The sequence below is a fragment of the Sphingobacterium sp. UME9 genome, assembly GCF_014170215.1.
Taxonomy (GTDB): domain Bacteria; phylum Bacteroidota; class Bacteroidia; order Sphingobacteriales; family Sphingobacteriaceae; genus Sphingobacterium; species Sphingobacterium paramultivorum.
Genome location: NZ_LZZP01000001.1, coordinates 101,362 through 120,734, shown reverse-complemented (window position 1 = coordinate 120,734; position 19,373 = coordinate 101,362). Strand labels below are relative to the sequence as shown.

General features: G+C 39.2%; 16 protein-coding genes. 4 read left to right on the top strand and 12 right to left on the bottom strand.

Annotation, left to right across the window (positions count from 1 at the left end):
- Positions 1-165 precede the first annotated feature (165 nt).
- Together A9970_RS00520 and ybaK are read left to right on the top strand one after the other, a co-directional pair.
- On the top strand, positions 166-1,827 hold the full coding sequence (locus tag A9970_RS00520; protein WP_182980939.1) for a DNA polymerase/3'-5' exonuclease PolX: 1,662 nt from the start codon (positions 166-168) through the stop codon (positions 1,825-1,827).
- 3 nt (positions 1,828-1,830) lie between these two features.
- The gene (gene ybaK / locus A9970_RS00515; RefSeq protein ID WP_159728994.1) at positions 1,831-2,307 is read left to right on the top strand and encodes a Cys-tRNA(Pro) deacylase; all 477 of its coding nucleotides are present in this window, start codon (positions 1,831-1,833) and stop codon (positions 2,305-2,307) included.
- 1 nt (position 2,308) lies between these two features.
- Here the strand turns inward: ybaK and A9970_RS00510 are convergent, their stop codons facing one another.
- From A9970_RS00510 to A9970_RS00475, 8 genes are all read right to left on the bottom strand, one after another.
- Complete coding sequence (locus A9970_RS00510; protein ID WP_182980938.1) at positions 2,309-3,076, bottom strand: methyltransferase domain-containing protein; 768 nt, start codon at positions 3,074-3,076, stop codon at positions 2,309-2,311.
- Between the two features lie 42 nt (positions 3,077-3,118).
- The gene (locus A9970_RS00505; protein WP_153846179.1) at positions 3,119-4,102 is read right to left on the bottom strand and encodes a lipoate--protein ligase; all 984 of its coding nucleotides are present in this window, start codon (positions 4,100-4,102) and stop codon (positions 3,119-3,121) included.
- A 132-nt stretch (positions 4,103-4,234) separates the two neighbouring features.
- On the bottom strand, positions 4,235-5,239 hold the full coding sequence (locus A9970_RS00500) for a glutathione synthase (RefSeq protein ID WP_182980937.1): 1,005 nt from the start codon (positions 5,237-5,239) through the stop codon (positions 4,235-4,237).
- 13 nt (positions 5,240-5,252) lie between these two features.
- Positions 5,253-7,085, bottom strand: a complete 1,833-nt coding sequence (locus A9970_RS00495; RefSeq protein WP_182980936.1) for a flavohemoglobin expression-modulating QEGLA motif protein — start codon at positions 7,083-7,085, stop codon at positions 5,253-5,255.
- Positions 7,075-7,854, bottom strand: a complete 780-nt coding sequence (locus tag A9970_RS00490) for an N-formylglutamate amidohydrolase (protein WP_182980935.1) — start codon at positions 7,852-7,854, stop codon at positions 7,075-7,077. Before A9970_RS00490 ends, A9970_RS00495 begins: the two co-directional genes overlap by 11 nt.
- Before the next feature lie 818 nt (positions 7,855-8,672).
- The gene (locus A9970_RS00485; RefSeq protein ID WP_310889252.1) at positions 8,673-9,959 is read right to left on the bottom strand and encodes a Glu/Leu/Phe/Val dehydrogenase dimerization domain-containing protein; all 1,287 of its coding nucleotides are present in this window, start codon (positions 9,957-9,959) and stop codon (positions 8,673-8,675) included.
- Entirely contained in the window at positions 9,931-11,058 is a 1,128-nt protein-coding gene (hppD, locus tag A9970_RS00480; RefSeq protein ID WP_153846175.1) for a 4-hydroxyphenylpyruvate dioxygenase, read from the bottom strand. Before hppD ends, A9970_RS00485 begins: the two co-directional genes overlap by 29 nt.
- Positions 11,059-11,089: 31 nt before the next feature.
- Positions 11,090-12,247 carry a homogentisate 1,2-dioxygenase gene (locus tag A9970_RS00475; protein ID WP_182980934.1) on the bottom strand — a complete coding sequence of 386 codons (1,158 nt, stop codon included), beginning with the start codon at positions 12,245-12,247 and terminating at the stop codon, positions 11,090-11,092.
- Positions 12,248-12,564: 317 nt separating this feature from the next.
- Here A9970_RS00475 and A9970_RS00470 point away from each other — a divergent pair, with 317 nt between their 5' ends.
- Positions 12,565-13,539, top strand: coding sequence for a fumarylacetoacetate hydrolase family protein (locus A9970_RS00470; RefSeq protein ID WP_159729008.1), 975 nt, complete (start codon positions 12,565-12,567; stop codon positions 13,537-13,539).
- Positions 13,540-13,549: 10 nt separating this feature from the next.
- Positions 13,550-14,449 carry a flavin reductase family protein gene (locus A9970_RS00465; RefSeq protein WP_182980933.1) on the top strand — a complete coding sequence of 300 codons (900 nt, stop codon included), beginning with the start codon at positions 13,550-13,552 and terminating at the stop codon, positions 14,447-14,449.
- Positions 14,450-14,545: 96 nt separating this feature from the next.
- On the opposite strand, the gene A9970_RS00460 is transcribed toward A9970_RS00465, so the two are convergent.
- The 4 genes from A9970_RS00460 to A9970_RS00445 form a co-directional block, all read right to left on the bottom strand.
- Positions 14,546-16,303 (bottom strand): aromatic amino acid hydroxylase, encoded by a 1,758-nt coding sequence (locus A9970_RS00460; protein WP_182980932.1) that lies wholly within the window; start codon positions 16,301-16,303, stop codon positions 14,546-14,548.
- A gap of 133 nt (positions 16,304-16,436) precedes the next feature.
- Positions 16,437-17,636 (bottom strand): tyrosine--tRNA ligase, encoded by a 1,200-nt coding sequence (gene tyrS / locus A9970_RS00455; RefSeq protein ID WP_182980931.1) that lies wholly within the window; start codon positions 17,634-17,636, stop codon positions 16,437-16,439.
- Positions 17,637-17,875: 239 nt separating this feature from the next.
- A complete protein-coding gene (locus tag A9970_RS00450; protein ID WP_182980930.1) occupies positions 17,876-18,715 on the bottom strand; it encodes a hypothetical protein in 840 nt (279 codons plus the stop codon).
- 228 nt (positions 18,716-18,943) lie between these two features.
- Positions 18,944-19,363 (bottom strand): SH3 domain-containing protein, encoded by a 420-nt coding sequence (locus A9970_RS00445; protein ID WP_046675658.1) that lies wholly within the window; start codon positions 19,361-19,363, stop codon positions 18,944-18,946.
- Between the last annotated feature and the right edge of the window lie 10 nt (positions 19,364-19,373).

Sequence of the window (19,373 nt, the reverse complement as noted above, 5' to 3'; positions counted from 1 at the left end):
GGTTAAGCGCATATGCATTTGTCACTTTGTTGTTAATTTCAAGAAATAGAGAAAAATAGGCATTTAAAGTAGCTTTTTTACATTATTTAACGCTATAATATCCGTATTTGAATTGTTATTTTGACCTAAAATTTAAGATATTTGTAGCTTAACAATTCAAATACGATGGACAATAAAGCGATCTCAAAAATTTTCAAATTATGTAGCCAATTGATGGAGCTTCACAACGAAAATCCTTTTCGAACAAAATCCATTGCAAGTGCCTCTTTTAAGTTGGACAAGCTACCTTTCCGTATTGACGAGGCTAGTCTTGAAGATTTGAGTGCACAGCCTGGAATAGGAAAAAGCACTGCTGAAAAAGCCAAAGAAGTTGCCGCTACAGGAACTTTCAAAGAGCTTGAGGAGCTTATTGAAAACACACCTGCCGGTATTATTGAAATGTTAAATATTAAGGGCCTTGGCCCTAAAAAGATTCAAATTATCTGGAAAGAACTCGAGATTGAAAGTGTCGGCGAATTACTTTACGCCTGTAATGAAAACCGTCTCGTAGAAGCAAAAGGGTTTGGTCTTAAAACGCAGGAAGACATCAAAAAATCCATTGAGTTTTCTATTTCCAACAAAGGATGGTTTTTATATGCGAAAGTGCTTCCGCTGGCAGAAAAATTTTTCAACGAATTGAAATTGCATTTCCCTTCTTCCCTGCTGTCATATACAGGAGATTTCCGAAGAAAATGCGAGGTTTTGAGCACCGTAGATCTTTTAATATCGGAAAGTATAGACAACGTCGAAAAATTCCTTGATGGACTTACTTTAGTGGAAAAAACAGAAAACTCCATAGAACTGACCGATGAATTGGGGTTTACTTTCAAAGTCTTCAATAGCAATATCAATGATTTTTATCGCGACCTGATTCTTAGTACCGGATCCACTGCACATCTCGATCTCCTATTTAATATTCTACCAGATCTCCCTTCACTTTCCAGTGAAGAGGCCATTTACCGTAACTTGGGTTTAGATTATATTGAACCCGAATTACGAGAGGGGTTAGATGAAATAGTGCAGGCTCAAACGCATTCACTGCCAAAGCTGATTCAATACAAAGATCTCAGGGGAACACTCCACAATCACTCCACCTATAGTGACGGCGTACATAGCCTCGAGCAAATGGCATTACATTGTAAAGATGTCCTGGGGCTAGAATATTTGGGTATATGCGATCACTCGCGAACTGCAGTCTATGCCAACGGCCTCTCCATTGAGCGGTTGGAACAACAATGGAATGAGATTGCTACATTAAACGAAAAATTGGCTCCATTCAAAATTTTCAGGGGAATTGAATCCGATATTCTAGGTGACGGTTCATTAGACTATCCCGATGAGGTATTGGCTAAGTTTGACTTCGTTGTCGCCTCCGTCCACTCCAATCTGAAAATGGACGAAGACAAAGCCACAACACGACTAATCAAAGCGATCGAAAATCCGTATACAACAATCTTAGGCCATCCAACAGGAAGACTATTATTAAGCAGAGCCGGATATCCGTTAGATTTTAAACGGGTAATCGATGCTTGTGCGGCAAATGGCGTTGTCATTGAGATAAATGCAAATCCTTTACGATTAGATCTGGATTGGAGATGGCACCGTTATGCAGTAGAGAAAGGAGTTTTACTTTCCATCAATCCCGATGCCCATCGTACAGAGGGATTGCACGATATGCAATATGGTGTATTGGTGGCTCAAAAGGGTGGTCTGCAAGCAAGCAACTGTTTGAATGCATACGCGCTAGATGCCATAACGACCTATTTTAATAAGAAAAAACAAGGCTAGGGTATGTCGAGTAAAACAAATGCTGTTCGGCTGTTGGACACGGCAAAAATAACGTATGAACTCAGAGCATATGAGGTAGACGAACAGGACGTCAGTGCTGAGCATGTCGCCCAAACCCTAGGTCTGTCACCCGAGAGACTTTATAAGACCTTGGTCTTAAAAGGCAACAAAGATCCTTATATTGTTGCCGTAGTTCCTGGAAATGCACAGCTCGACCTTAAAAAAATAGCGAAGGCCTCTGGGAATAAAAACTGTGAAATGCTCCCGATGAAAGACCTTTTAACGGTGACCGGCTATATTCGTGGTGGCTGTTCACCTATTGGCATGAAAAAACAGTTCCCAACCTTTATTGAAGAGGCCGCACAATTGGAGACAGCGATTTCGGTAAGCGCGGGAAAAAGGGGGCTTCAGATTATTTTAGCCCCAACAGACCTAGCGACGATTACAGCTGCCCATTGGTCCGATCTGATCGATATGTGAATTACCTTTTACGCCCATATAATAAAATGCGCTTGAAAGAATAGATCGCTGGAAATTTAGTGAAATGTTTTTTGATACGTGTTTTAAATTCAGTTACAAATACAGACTTCTTATCTTCCTCCAATTGTTCAATGTAAGGAATCAAAGCTGACCCAGCGATAAAATTGTAAAGCATGTCTGCATCAGCAGCAATGAGTGGATATACACGAAGAGAAAGGTTTAATTGATCCAGGCCATTATCAAATAACAATTGCGCATAAGTATCAATATCCAATACCGAAGAAGGCCTATTCCAGCCCCTTAAATAGGATCGATAGGGTTCTTCCGTCGCCAATTCAAATAAAATTTTATTTAGTATATTTTCGGGCTGATAAGGCATTTGTATCGCCAATTGCCCGCCAACATTAAGCTTAGAAATAAGCTGAGGAAAAAGAACCTGATGATCTTCCAACCATTGTAAAGCAGCATTACTGAATATAAGATCCCAGGTTTTTGGCTCTGCAAGGAAGTTCTCAACGGAACTTTGCCTAAATTTCAGACGTTCCGTTTCCAACTTATGACTTTTAGAAAGCATTTCCGCAGAAGAATCTACCCCAAGAAAGGTCGCTTGAGAAAATTGTTCGCTTAAGATAGCTGTCTGTTCACCTGTACCGCAACCTAAATCGACTGCATGTTCCATTTTATCGGCAGTAATTAGTTCAGATAAATCATAAAACGGTTTAAAACGAATATCTTTAAATTGATTGTATATATCTGGATTCCAAGGCATATATTTATTAATTAACACCCATATCGGGCAATACTACATTTTCTATTTAAACAAGGTAAGAATTTCTGCGGGTTCAACTTTACCAAAATACGTCGTCAAATCAATTGATTTCAATAAGGTATCAATCTCTCCTACCTCATGCTTTTCACCAATCAATAAATTTTCAAGTTCATGAATTGATCGGGATGCAAAAAAATCACCGAAAATTTTAGCCCTTTCAATGTATCCTTTATGTACATCCAAATGCAACTCGATGAATCCCGCGGGGATCTTAATTGCTTTTTTAAAATTATAATTTGGCGAAAAACCGAAGTTCCAATCCCATGTTTCATACTTCTCTTCGACCAATTTTTCTATATTTTCAATATCCAAAGCGGTAAACTCAATCATTTTGGCCGCCGGATTCTCAAGTTTTATTTCTTCAATCAGCAATTCCTTAAAATCTTCAGTCGTAAAACCAGCAGGTAAATATTCAATTAAATTTGTGACACGTGCGCGATTCGATTTTACCGCCTTATCTACAAACTTCAATGGATTGACCTTTAAAGCATCACTTAATACCTGCATCTGCGAATCAATCAATATCGTACCATGTTGAATCATCTTCCCATTTTTTGCAAGCTTGGCATTTCCACTAAACTTCTTCCCATCTACTAGGAGGTCATTTCTTCCTTCTAATTTTGCAGGGATATCCAATTTGTTCAAAATATGTACAATCGGCTGGGTAAAGGTCGAAAAATCCATAAAATCATGATTTCCCAATAAGGTATGAAAAGAAAAATTTAAGTTTCCAGCATCATGATAAACAGCACCACCACCAGACATTCGTCGCACAACCTTAATCTGATGCTCGTTGACATAATCAAGATTGATTTCGGCCAAGGTATTCTGAAATTTACCCACGATAATTGAAGGGTCATTTACATAGAGTAAAAAAATATCCTCTTCCGGAAATTTACCCAATAAATACTCCTCTGAAGCGATGTTAAAATAGGCGTTGCGGGATGGAGAATCGATAATCAGCATATTTTTCTTTTTTCAAAAATAACAAGAATTTAATCCATGTAATTCATTTCAAATTCATAATTACCGCAAATCATTAGCTTAGCACTCCCGCAGTGATTTCAACAACATCAATTTTCATCGATACAACTGTCATCAACCTCGTTCTCTGAAAGCAACCTTCTCCGCTAATTTTTCAATAATAAGCGCCGAAAAATCCTCTTTTACAATTTCTTCCGTCTGGCATAATGCACCCGGACTAAATACGTTGATTTCCATAATACGATCTCCTACCACATCCAAACCGACAAAATACATTCCGTCTTGAACTAATTTATTCCGGATCTTATCGACCATAAGCAATAACTCCGGTGAAATAATGGCTGCTTGGGTCTTTGCACCTTGATGCACATTGCTCCGAATCTCGTCCCCTTGTTGCACGCGATGAACAGCAGCATATTTACCATTAATCAAAATAGGCTCTCCATTTAGTAAAAAGAATCTGATATCACCGCGGGCAGCTTCCGGAAGATATTCCTGGCCAATAACATAACCATCTCGGGCAATAGCTTCTACAGTTTGCTTGAGGTTTTGCTGATTATCCTTATTGATTAAAAATACGTTTTTACCGCCGGACCCCTTCAAGGGTTTCAAAATAATAAGTTTATTCTGTTGTTCAAAAAATTCAATGACATCGGCATAGTTTCGGGTTACAATTGTTTTAGGTCGAATAGATTCATCAAATCCCTCGAGATACAACTTATTACTAGCCCGACTAAGGCTATCGGGATCATTGATAACCAATACACCTTTTTCTTTTAGGAGAGCGGCAAATTGTAGGGCTGAAGCGGCAGCCCAAGGTCGGCTAACCATATCCAGAACTGGATCAAATCGTAGCCAAACCACATCCATATCTTCCAAAATCATCTTAGTTTTTTCTGTTGCGCGCAATACTTCCATGAGGCTATTGGTGGAGGTAAGCATCTGATCAGGGAGTACTTTTCGCACATGGGCGGCAATATGGGCCGACTCATAGTAGAAATCGGCCAAGCCAATATAATAAATTTCATGTCCCATTTGATGGGCTTTCAATGCCAAAACAGTCGTCGTGAAACGAGCAGTTTCTTTATGGGTTTGGTTGATCACGAATGCTATCTTCATATAAAATATCTGATTACTGAATCATTTGAAATATTCCATTATTCTTTTTGAGGTTTAACAAGGCATCCTTATATGGATCCATTAGATACCTTGGTGTCAGGGTCGGAGCCTTCAATACACCCTTTAACATGAGTTCTTCAACGATTGGTATATAATCTTCGCGGATTTTGCCCATCGTCAACAGAGATAGATCTCGTCCACTCTTGATATAATTGGTCAATTCGATTAAACCACTCAAGTATAATGCATCTTTGGTAAGCCCACCACTTCGATAGACCCGCATCGTCATTTGAAAAGCTGTTTCGGTCAAAAATTGGTATTTGTCTACCAAGACTGAAAATGTATCAATAAATGAACTGCCTTGCTGCATATGATGGACAGCGATAACTCTTCCAGCCAGAATACGTAGTCTATTATTTGTCAGGCCCCCTACCAAATACTCAGCAAGTACAGCGAGGCCTTCCTGAAGTTTTTCATAACCGGGAACGCCTAATCTAAAGAGGCTGAACGGCTGTTGCTTCCCATTATAGTAAGTAACAATATGTGTACCGACCTCATGTTGAATCAGTGCCTTTACCCTATTCCTTGGCAAACTATACTGCTTACTTATATTGAGTACGCCTTGATTTACCATCACGCCATAAATATCATCCCGTAGCCTCACTGTGGTGCCAAAGCTTGGATCTTGGTTTTTCAGATAATCCAATTCTTCCTGGGCGAGCTTAGCGAACTCTTCGGCATAGACAATATCCTCTTCTTTCGTTCTTACTTCTCGATCCGTTGTCGTAATTGTCAAAATTGCCTGTGCCTTTTCCAACAATTTTTCATTGACAGTACCGAAAACCTGCATACTGCCCAACAAAAATCCTTCTTTTCCCCGCTCACTCAACATGGTCATCATCTGATCAAGCTCCTTGCGTTTATCACGAAACAAATAAGCAATGGAAGGATCAAATAAATCTTCGATATGCAAGTTATAGAGGTTTCTCTTGATAATATCTGGATCAATAGGCATGGGCCTATATCGAAAAACAGGAGTTTTTCGGTAATTTCCCTTTTTAAATTGCTGCCAGGCATCGTAAGAATTTGTTGGTGTAACCAATAATAAAAAATCAAATCGTTGGCTTTCCCGCGCTAATTTCTGATCAATCTCCCAAGCTAAAGGAAGCATCTTTTTAGGCTGACTTATTTTAAATGCCGTAGGTTTAGATAAGGTATGTATACGAATGAATTCGAAGAATGTTTTCGACAGACTCCTGGATATGGCTTCACGGAAATGACGCAGATCGATCGGTAAAATTTGCTGATCTACCCCTAAAAGGTATTTCGGTTTTATCTCCAGCCCCATGTAAAATATATTGGTGTTCAGATCATCCAACTGTACACTCGAAGGGGATAAACTTTGCGTTGCATTTGTTTTGGAATCTGTCAATATCTCCACTTTGGAAATTGATTCTTCTGTTGTCAGTTGCTTACCTAGATACTGAGCGATAGCCTGTACATTTTTCCGCGCAATATGTATTTGGATATCCTCCTCCTGTGCTGAATCCGCTGCCCAAGCTTCAATAATCAAACAAGCACCAAACTCTTCGACAAGTTGATTGAGGATTGGAGCGATCCATTCAGAAACATTCATCTGCGGATCTCTTACCCTAAAATAAGCCGGTTCTGATTTAACCAACTCTGCCAGCATAGGATCTTGACTAAAAAACTGCCTGTATAAAAACAGATAAGGAACAACTTGATTAAATACCAGTTTGTTTTTTGGCGGAATCTGTACGTGGAAAACCTCCTTATTTTTGATCATTTTTAAAATGCCAGCAAGTTGTTTCGCATTATCTTTCATAGGCAAAATAATTTTCCAGTGTTCCAATGCTGTGCAAGAGAAGTTGCTTATACTCCTGAAGCTTTTGCGGAAATACTTCCCCAGTCCATTCGTCCATAAAGTCTTTCCGAAATTCGATAGAAAAAATACAGCCTTTATCACCAAACTTATCATTCAAATACGCAGAAAGGAATCCGCCCTTAAACTTGACATTCTCACGGACGTCGTAAACTTCTCCATCTTTTCCAGTCTGTAGTGCTTCCAAAACCTGATCAGTCAGCGTTCGCCATTTTTTGTGATTATGTTGTGTCCCAATATTGATCTGAGGGTCTGTTGCATTGTTCAAACTGGTTTCAGCCCCACCGCGACGCATATTATAACTATGAATATCATACACGATAAAATAGCCATAACGATCAATCGTGCGCTGAATCGCTTGGCTTATTTCATCATATATGCCATCATAGAATGCATACAGCTGATCTTTTAGTTCATTGGGTAGATCTGTTCGCCATACCCGCATCCCCCAAGATTGCTCTGGTGTAAGATAAATAGCATCTTCTCGTTTTCGATTAAGATCCAGTTGAAACCTGGAGGTTCCAGATACAAATCGATTACAAGGTAATTCGGCCAAAATAGCCGTATAAGGATCCTCTTCGCGTAATCGTTCCTCGTCTGTAATATTTATGTAGGGCATCAAATGCGCATCGACCTGATGTCCATCATGAATGGCAAAAGCCCAAAATGGGCTATCGTAATTTTCAAATTGATAGCGATATGTTAAAGACATGTACCTCTTTTTTAAACAGTTTACGTCAAATAGACAGCATTGATTGCTATCTTTTTGTTTAGATAAACGCTTATGAGCAACAAAAGGTTTGAAAATTAACTGCATTGTCTTGAGAATTAGGGGCTCCCCTTCTTATCCGAAAAGAGGCTGTTAAAAATCGTTAAACAGCTAACGGGTTCAATACATTGGCATCCTTCTTGAATATTATTTTGTAGTTTCATAAATTTAGGTTAATAATTTAGTTAGTTTATAAAAAACCTGTTAGTCCCCGCTAACAGGTTTTTTATTTCCCCTAAAAAGAAAACAAAATAAATAGTAGTACATTTTATTGAAAATCAATAGCAAATAGTCAAAAAATGTTAAAAAGTAAAAAAAACTACAATCGGTTGAAACATTTTTTGAACTTACTACGTTATATAGGTACTTTTCATAAATTTAGGTTAATAATTGGTTAGGAAAACTCCTGTTGCTCCCCGCTTCGGGAGTTTTTGTTTATCAGCACTTTAAGGCAAATAAAAAACAAAAAATTTCATCAAGCGGACCAGTATTTGAAAACTGCAGGATGAAATTTGTTTTTAGTCTACGCTATTTTGATCTTTCAACAAAACTTCAAAAAAATCAAATTTCAGGCAGAAATTTTAATAACAAAAAAATGACAATATGTTCATGCTAAGAAAATAAGTTTTGGCATAGGTATTGCACTGTTTTAAGCATTCATAAATTTAGGTTAATAATTGGTTAGTTAAAACACTTGAAGTTCCCCGCTTCAAGTGTTTTTTTTATAGCGTTATAGCAAAAGCAAATTAGAGTTCAGCCTCTTATAGTTCGTTAATGGTTTCCACCAACTGCTTTAATGCAATTTCGTATGCTCTGGATGATATATGCGTCTTTTTGGAAGAAACCGACCTAATTTTCTTTAATGCTTCAAAAATTACGCTGGAAACATCCGAAAAAATTGCATCATCACTAATTTCGATATTACGTTGCATTAAATAAGCAAATACTCTCGCCATACCACAATTGGCAATAAAGTCAGGTATAACCGCAACATGCTGATCTGCGAATTCCATAACAGGCCCATAAAATATTTCTTGATCTGCAAATGGTACATTGGCACCTGAAGCGATCACCTCAAGCCCATGATTTATCATGTGTTGGATCTGATCCTTTGACACTAAGCGGGAGGCCGCAGCAGGCACAAAAATATCCGTTTCCAGGCTCCATATTTCTTTCTGTATCTGATCAAAAGAAATCAAATCCGGAGAACAAAGCTCATTGCCTTTGCGCTCTAAAAACAAACGGGTAATATCTTCCTCTCCAAATCCTTCCGGATTGATCAGTCCGCCGACTCGATCAATTATACCAACTATTTTTACACCAAGTTTAGACAGATAAAATGCCGCAGCGGCAGCAACATTACCCCAACCTTGAATTACCGCTCGCTTCCCAAAGCAATTTTCGCCAAAAAGTTCATAATAATGACGAATTGACTCTGACACGCCATATCCCGTGATCATATCTGCCACTTTGTACTTGCGCTTCAGATCTGGGCTGTAGGAGCTATCTTCCAATACTTTGGAAACCCCATAACGCAATTGTCCAATTTGATGAATACGATTGCTTTCATTCACCTTAAAGTGACCATTCAAAATGCCTTCTTGTGGATGCCATAGTCCATATTCTTCCGTCAACGGGATTACATCATGAATTTCATCAATATTCAAATCTCCACCTGTCCCATAATAGTTTTTCAATAGCGGTGTGACAACCTTAAACCAACGTTCTAAAACTTCATTTTTCCTTGGGTCATGTGGGTCGAAATCAATTCCAGATTTTGCCCCCCCTATTGCAGGGCCAGATACCGTAAATTTGACCTCCATTGTTTTTGCCAAAGATTCTACCTCATGCCTATCCAATCCAGCCCGCATTCGGGTCCCCCCACCAGCAGCACCTCCACGTAAGGAATTGATAACAATCCATCCCCTGGCATCAGTTTCACTATCTTTCCATTCGAAAACAATTTCCGGACTTTTATGCTCAAAAGCCCGCAATAATTCCTTCATCCCTTCCATACTTCTATAAGTTCCCTCGGCGTTCTTGTTCACGTTCTATTGCTTCAAAAAGAGCCTTAAAATTTCCTGCTCCAAAACTTTGTGCCCCCTTACGTTGGATGATTTCATAAAATAAAGTCGGTCTATCCTCTACCGGTTTTGTAAAAATTTGCAGCAAATAACCTTCTTCATCACGATCAACTAGAATACCCAGTTCTTGGATGATCCGTATCTCTTCATCAATTTTTCCAACTCGTTCGGGCAACATATCGTAATATGCTTCGGGAGGAGCACCCAAAAATTCTACCCCCCTTGCTTTAAGTTCTCGCACGGTGGCCACAATATCTTTGGTTGCTAGAGCCGCATGCTGTACACCTTCACCCTCATAAAATTCAAGGTATTCTTCTATCTGCGATTTTTTCTTTCCTTCGGCAGGCTCATTTATCGGAAACTTAACAAAACCATTTCCATTGCTCATCACTTTACTCATCAAAGCTGAATATTCTGTATTAATTTGCTTGTCATCAAAAGATAAAATATTGACAAACCCCATCACATCCTGATACCATTTTACGGTTTCATTCATCTTATTCCAGCCAACATTACCCACACAATGATCAACATAAAGCAGTCCAGTTTCCGTTGGATTGTAATCGCTTTCCCATTTTTCATATCCTGGCATAAACGGGCCAGAATAATTGCGGCGTTCAACAAACATGTGGACCGTTTCGCCATAGGTATAAATGCCTGCGGTCCAAACTTCTCCATTTTCATCCTTCAGAAGTTGTGGTTCCTGATAGACTTTCGCCCCTCTATTTGTTGTTTCTTCAAATGATTTTCGTGCATCATCTACCCAAAGCGCCAATATTTTGACACCATCACCATGTTTTTTAACATGTTCTGTTATAGGGTGGTCAGATTTCAACGCCGTGGTAAGCACTAAACGTATTTTATTTTGTTTTAACACGTAAGATACCCGGTCTCGAACGCCTGTCTCAGGTCCGGCATACGCATCCGACTGGAAACCAAAAGCTGTTTTGTAATAATGTGCGGCCTGTTTGGCATTGCCAACATAAAATTCAATATAATCTGTGCCATTAATAGGTAGAAAATCTTGCGCTTGGGCAATCTTTTCTGCAAATGTATTTGCCATAATTTATATAAAGGTTATTCTTTCATTTTTCCTAACTCATCCAAGATTTATAATAATCTGGATCTTCTATATCGAGTGCTTCTTGGGTCAACATCAATGGTCGAAAAGGATCGATCATCACGGCCAACTCCTCGGTTTTCACTTGCCCAATGCTTTTTTCTACCGTCCCAGGATGAGGTCCATGCGGTATACCACCTGGATGTAACGTTATCTGTCCCCTTTCCACGGATTTTCGACTCATAAAATCACCATCCACATAATATAGGACTTCATCTGAATCTACATTACTATGGTTATATGGAGCAGGAATCGAATGAGGATGGTAATCATACATACGAGGGCAAAAACTGCATAATACAAAATTATCTGTTTCAAAGGTCTGGTGAACGGGTGGCGGTTGATGCAATTTACCTGTTATCGGCATGAAATCATGAATCGAAAATGCCCATGGAAAATGATAGCCATCCCAACCAACAAAATCAAATGGATGGCTCCCATAAACATATGGATAAATCATCTCTTGCTTCTTGATCTTCACTTCAAAGTCACCCAGTTCATCGAAAGTTTCCAAATTTTGAGGTACCCGAATGTCCCGCTCAAAAAAGGGCGCATGTTCCATCAATTGACCAAATTCATTGCGATAACGTTTGGGCGTACGTACGGGAGAGAATGATTCAACAATAAACAATCGATTATCTTCCTGTTCAAATTCCATTTGATAAATCGTTCCTCGAGGGATTACCAAATAATCTCCATACTTGAAGGGGATACTCCCATATCCAGTCTTAAGTTTTCCCATGCCCTGATGGATGAAGACAATCTCATCTGCCTGGCTATTTTTATAAAAATAGTCATCCATCGACCGACGGGGAGCTGCTAAGGATATATGTAAGTCCTGATTAACCAACACAGGTGTCCTGCTTTCGAGGTAGTCATCTTTTGCCTGTACCTGAAATCCCTTTAGACTGGTATGTTTAAGATGTTTGTCGCGGGCAATCCGGGGAGACACATCATAAGGCTCTCTTATTTGTTTAACGAGTGTGGGTGGATGACAATGGTACACCAAGGAATAAAGACTGGAAAAACCATGTGTGGATACTAATTCCTCGGCATAAAGCGTGTTATCGGGCTTTCTAAAAACAGTATGTCGCTGCATTGGAATTTGCCCTTGTTTAACATAAAATGGCATAATTCTACGATTTAAACGGTTATAAAATTAAATGAATATCCAAATTGCCAATAGAACTATCGGCAAGTAGTAAAAGAGAAGATTAGTATTGTGCAAAAACGATATCAGCTATGATTGCTTTATTAAAAGCAACATAGGGCATGGAGGACGCAAAGCGATGTACACCACGATTGATCATTTTTTATAGTTTATAATGCTTTAATAAAGGTAAGAATATTTTTCTATTTTCAAGAGAAGAAATATTTTTTTCAAATCTTATACAATATATTTGTGTCGAATGCTAACAACATTGAATAACCAAATAGAACACTTCATATATGAGAATTGTCACTAGCACTAAAAATGGTCAACAAGAATTGGGCATTGTTATAGACGACCGCTTTTATAGTTGCTCAGTCATCGATCAAAACCTTCCCACAACGATGTCGGACTTCCTCAAAGGTGGCGAAGATACCATGAATCAGCTACAAATCTTTGAAACAGCCTTGCGTCAAGGAGCTATGAACAGGCCCTATCGTCTACTAGACGATATCCAACTTATCGCCCCCGTGCCACAGCCAACATCTTTTCGTGATGCTTACGCTTTTCGACAGCATGTCGCAACCTCAAGAAGAAACCGCGGATTAGATATGATCCCCGAATTTGATGAATTTCCCGTTTTCTATTTCTCCAACCATCAGTCCATACAGGGACCTGGTCCTGTTCAATGTATGCCCTTACATTTAAATCAACTGGATTTTGAACTAGAAATTGCAATAGTCATCAACAAACCAGGAATCAATATTCCTGCCGCTCAGGCGGATGAGTATATTGCTGGCTATATGATTATGAATGATTTTAGTGCCAGAAAACTTCAAATGGAGGAAATGAAATTGAGTTTGGGCCCTGCCAAGGGCAAAGATTTTGCAACAGCAATTGGTCCTTACTTGGTGACAAAGGATGAATTGGAACCTTATAAGGTTCAACCTGCGGCAGGACATATTGGCGACTGTTATGAGCTTAATATGACTTGTAAAGTAAACGGCACGCAAGTCTCAGCGGGTAATTTTGCGAGTATGCACTGGACTTTTGCAGAAATTATTGAACGGGTTTCCTATGGTGTACAAATTTCCCCTGGTGATATAATCGGTTCTGGGACAGTCGGAACAGGCTGCTTTCTTGAGCTCAATGGCACGGCACGCATAGCGGATCCTAATCATAAAGACCAATGGCTCGACCTTGGCGATGAGATTGAACTAGAAATCACGGCGCTCGGAAAACTTTCCAATTCTATTGTATTATACCATTCATAAATCTACGGATATGACCTCTTCCTTTGAAACCATCACCTTTGAATCTGTTAAAGACAAAGCTATTATAGATAATTTAATTAAGTATGCTGTTGCACCGCGGCCAATTTGCTTTGCAAGCACGATCGATAGCAATGGGAACATAAATTTAAGCCCCTTCAGCTATTTTAACCTGATGTCCCATCAGCCGCCAATCTGTGTTTTCTCTCCATTGCGACGCATGCGTGATGGTAGTACCAAACATACATTGGATAATATACAGGAGGTTAATGAAGTTGTCATCAATATTGTTAACTACGATATGGTCCAGCAACAATCACTTGCCAGTACCGAATATGGCAAGGAAATAAATGAATTTGATAAGTCGGGTTTTACGCCCATCCCCTCTATTCGAGTTGCACCACCTCGTGTAGCCGAATCCCCAATCCAGCTGGAATGTCGGGTCAGAGAGGTTGTCGCATTAAGCGATGAGCCAGGAGCTGGAAATCTCGTTATTGCCGAGATCCTCTATATGCATGTCCATAAACACTTGTTGGGCAAGAACAATACCATTCAACAAAAAGATTTGGATCTGGTAGCCCGGCTCGGTGGTGATTGGTATTGTCGCGTAACCGACGAAAACTTATTTATTGTACCGAAGCCCCTCCGTAGCCTGGGAATTGGCATAGACCAACTTCCAGAAAAAATTAGATTTTCGAATGTATTAACCGGAAATCACCTGGGGTTGCTGGCTAATGTAGAAACACGACCAACATTAAAAGACCCACAGCAAGAAGATAAGTACTTCAACTATCTGAAGCTAAACTTTGAAGACAGCCCATCAAAGTTCACACAAAAAATTCACGAATATGCTGCCCAACTATTAGATGCAGGCAAACTTAATGAAGCCTGGCAAATACTTTTGCAGGCATAGCTTAAATAGACAGTAAAAAAGAGAGCTCTACATAGATTTAATAGCTCTCTTTTTTTATATCGCCTTTTTTACAGCCAATTTCACATATAATACTTTTTAGTGATTATTTAAATCTTCCTCCTTAGCAACACGTAATCCATCGTCAATCAGTTTTTTCAAATTTGGATATAGGATAATAAATTCCAAGAGCCTCTGTTCGGCCTGCGTAGTTAATTCCCCTCCATCATTAGCCCGAGCAATTTCAAATAATTCAACCAAACCTAACCAATGATCTGCATTTTCCGATCCCAATTGACTGAAAATCTCCAGCCATACTTTCTGATCAAAACCGTTGTCCCGCAAATTCCGTATCGCAGCATGACAATTCACTAGTTTTACATCTTCCGTTTCGGTAGGTATTGTAGATAGATCCTGATCCAAATGCTCTTCCAGCGCATCATAGGCATCTTTATCTGCAGCGCCTGCAAATACAGATACTATTTCCGCTCCGACAGCCATATCGTATGTTCCCCATTCAGGTTTAAAATACACCTCTTCCCTATCGCTACGGTATACCTCACAGCCTATAAATGAAATCAAAACAATCTTGCCAAATTGACGTACAATCTTTTGAACAATTCCCGATACAATAATCCCTGAAGCAAAGTTTAACGAACACTGCTGCCCTTCCACTATACCATATTGAATCAATGTTGCTTCATCAAAATCGGCTAAGTTACGATCTGCACCGCGCAAGTGTCCTACTGGAGAGCCAAACCCTTCGCTATGATAAACTATACCGTGGCCTTCAAGCTGTTTACCTGCTACCGCCAAAGCTGTAGGTCCTTGTGTTTGAATATAAGAGAGATTTTTATCCGCGTTGGCCAACTTAAAAACGCCCGACACCTGCAAACCAGAACTATATTCCACAGTGCAAACAGCTTTACAGTCTATTGCCTTGTCAAGGCTCTGTTTGCCCCCTACGCGAAAAGCCATGGTATCAGCAAATTTATCCAATACTAGCTTTAGGTGTTCAAAATCCGGTGTAACAAATAGCTGTGGTTGTGGTTTGGTAATATCATAAGGATATTCGATTGCATTTAAACCATACGCCAACTTAGGCACATCTTCCTGCATGCAGCTTGCGCTTTCTCCAATGGAAGACAGTAAACCAGCTCCATAAATTTGGGGGTTATGAAGATCTCCAATAAGTCCGTATTCCACAGTCCACCAATGCAACCTGCTCAACAATGCCATCTCCGAAGGCTCGCCCATATTATCTTGAATGATCTGCAAATTTTTCTCTGCTTCCGCCAACTCAACCGCCGTTGTTGTAGCGTGTTCTTTTAAAATAGATAGGTGGCGAATAGCTTCGTAGAGTTCAAAATCTTTGCCCGAAGAAAGTGCTTTCGTACCAACCTCCCCAAAGTATTGCAAGTATGTAGCGTAATCTGGCTCACCGATTATAGGTGCATGTCCTGAAGATTCGTGAATAATATCTGGTGCCGGTGTATATTCGATATGTTCCAATTGACGTATGTCTGCAGCAATAACTAGTACGCGGTGCGCCTGAAATTCCATAAAAGCAGCCGGCGGAATAAATCCATCCACAGTCACAGCCCCCCAGCCAATTAATTTTAGACTATCGTTCATGTCCTGTAGGTTCGGGATGGTCGCAATGGATAATCCTGCTTTCTTCAATCCCGGAATATAGGGGTAATAGGCTACATCTTTCAAAAAAGAATAATTCTGACGCATGACATAACGCCACAATGCTTGATCCAGCGCGGTGTAACGTTCATATCGTTGGGCTACTACATAGCGTTTCAAATGTTTGGGCAACCGCTCCAAAACAATGTTATTATATGTTTCCATCTATAATTGGTATGAAAATAAAGTATGAGACTCCTATATGAAGGTAGAAATTATTTATGGTTTAAGAAAGAACCACGATGTTATTTCACTATTTTTAGCAAAATATTAAAAAAGTATACCCTCACAAACCTTACTAGATAACTCTAAAATAAGCTCTTTTACCTAATTTAATTTTAAAACACGTATTCAAATCAAGCATCAGATCCGGATTCAGCTGTTTTATTGAATCGATCTGCACTGCACCGCCTATAATCAATCTTCGCATCGCTGACTTTGTTGCCCCCTTTAGGAAATGACATAGATCGACCAGTTTAATCTGTTCACCAAACTGTGCGCGCAATACTTGACCCGACACCTCCTCAAAAGCCTTTTCTTCTAATTTCTTGCTCTGAAATTGCTTAACAAAAAAATCAACCGCACGCATCGCAAACTCGTCGCCATGGTATTGGGCAACTAGATTATGTGCAATAAGTTTCTTAATTTCCATTGGATTTTCGCCCATTTCAATACGGGTCTTCATGCCAAGTTTGGTTTCCTGATTGAAATCAGTTGTCAAGTCAATATATTCTGGAATTAAATGATCAGGAATAGACATGGTTTTACCAAACATTTCATTCGGTTCATCCAAAAGACCGATCGTATTGTTTAATGATTTGCTCATTTTTTCTTTTCCGTCCAGCCCGCGCAACAAGGGCATACACAGTACTATTTGTGGATCCTGTCCAAAAGATTCCTGTAGCTGCCGGCCCATCGCGCAATTAAACAGTTGGTCCGTTCCACCCATTTCGATATCACTATTGACATGTACAGAGTCAAAGCCCTGCAATATCGGGTAAAGCAATTCATGCATGGCTATTGATTGGTTTTCGTTAAAACGCTTATTAAAATCATGCCGCTGCATCAATTGAGCGACAGTGACTTTCGATACCAGCTGGATAACTTCTGTAAAATTTAGTTGATCCAACCAGTCTCCATTAAAAACAACTTTCGCTTTTGAAACATCAATAATTTTAGACAGTTGCGCAATGTAGGTTGCCGCATTGTGCGCTATCGCATCCTGGCATAAAGGTTTACGGGCTTTATTTTTTCCTGTAGGATCGCCGATCCGAGCTGTAAAACTACCAACGAGGATCACGACTTCGTGCCCCAGCTGCTGAAACTGCCGTAGTTTCTTTAACACTACAGCGTGCCCTAAATGAAGATCCGGCGCTGTTGGATCAAAACCAAGTTTTATAATCAATGGTCGGTTCTTTTCTTCAGCCTCCTTCAACTTCGACGCAAGTCCCTCCTTCGGTAAAATAATCTCGATATTTTCTTCTAACTCTTTTAACATGGTGTTATATAAAATAAAAAAAGCCCGAACGTTATGTTCGGGCTTAGCTATAAATAATAATTTGAATTTCTTAATTTAATAGGCATAGGGGTCCCGAACGATTATCGGGCGATAATAATTAAAGAAAAATGGGAGACGTAATATGTTGTTCATTTTCTTCATTGCTTGACAAAGGTAGCGCTATATTTTTAAAATGCAAAATATTAGCATCCATACTTGATTCGATATGCATTTTTAAATTATCCGCCGGTATTTTTGTTTATCAATTTTCCGGCTCCATTATAAACATACTTTTCTATATTCCCTTTATCCTTTTTCTCCACGACCTTTTGCACTAACAATGAATTCTTAAAATACTCGTGGTAAAAGCAGTTATTAAGGTTATATTTCCGCTCAACGAGATTATTATTCTGATACAGATCAGTGTAATCAATTTTAGCTTTCCGATAAGTATGTTTTAGTAATTGACCATTGGTATCAAATGACTTTGATTCCTGTATCTGCCCACCACAATTCAATTTGGCGCTGTACATTAAGGTATTGTCTAATCGATAGTCAGCTCGGGTATGGTCAAAATCATTTTCAACCGTATAGTAATTATCAAAGAAGACTTTTGTCACTTTTTTACCACTATTTGCAGCTCGGTAGAATACCGTTTTTTCTTGACTGATTTTCCCATTCTTAAAATTACGCTGCACACTTGAACTATCCGTTATGGTGTATTGAAAGTCTGGTAATGCAGCAGATTTCACAGTCATTTGCTGCAATACACCATGTCTTACGATAACATCACCGGTACGCCCATCTTTTTCAATTTTAAAATCACCATCGACGATGCCATCCTGATTAATCGTTATAAATGCATTGGAAAGTCCCGTAAATTGATTCTTTTGCAGAATATATTTACCCTGTTTCAACTTCGTTTCTTTACCATTTTCAAGTACCCGGATTGTATCCTTTGGATATTCCGACAAATGCAATTGATAACGATCTTTGTCCAAACGAACATACTCTTGTGCAACTCCCAACTGAACAGCTAAACACAAGCATAATAATAGGATAAAACGTGATTTCGACATAATGTAATAAAATTGTTGCAATCATAGTAATACAATTATTACACCAAAAATTAAAATACGGTTGATTTTCCAAATAATTCCCCAATACGATAGATGCTGTAGTACCTCCATATTACAGAACAGACAAGCTTAATCGTGAAATGAAAAAAGGGGAGTTATTTATCAATAACTCCCCTTTTTTCAAAGCCAATTGGTACTGGTACCCATCATGCGAATAACATTCGAGAACTAAACAGACTCTAAATATTGTGCATAACAATACCCTTCTTCATTATCTTTGGTTCTGACCAACCACCATTGATCATTAGCCTTACTAATCAATGTGATGATTTCTCCTTTAGCAGCTTTTCCCACGATAGGCTGGTCTGTACCAGGGCCTTTTCTAATGTTCAAATTGCTATTTTCTGTTATCACTTTCACCTGGCTTCCGGGCACTTCCGTAGCCACATCTACATTTAAAACCACATCTCCGGTTTGGAAATTAGGATCTATATTACCGTAGATTTCCCAGAGCTTATTTTTCACATCTGCTGTTGGTGCTGTACCACGAATTTGCAATACTCCATCCATTTCGGCATAGTTCAGGTCATTTACACCTGAAGATTGTGCCGTATCTAAAAGAACCTTATATTTTTCCTGCAATGACATAATTTCACTA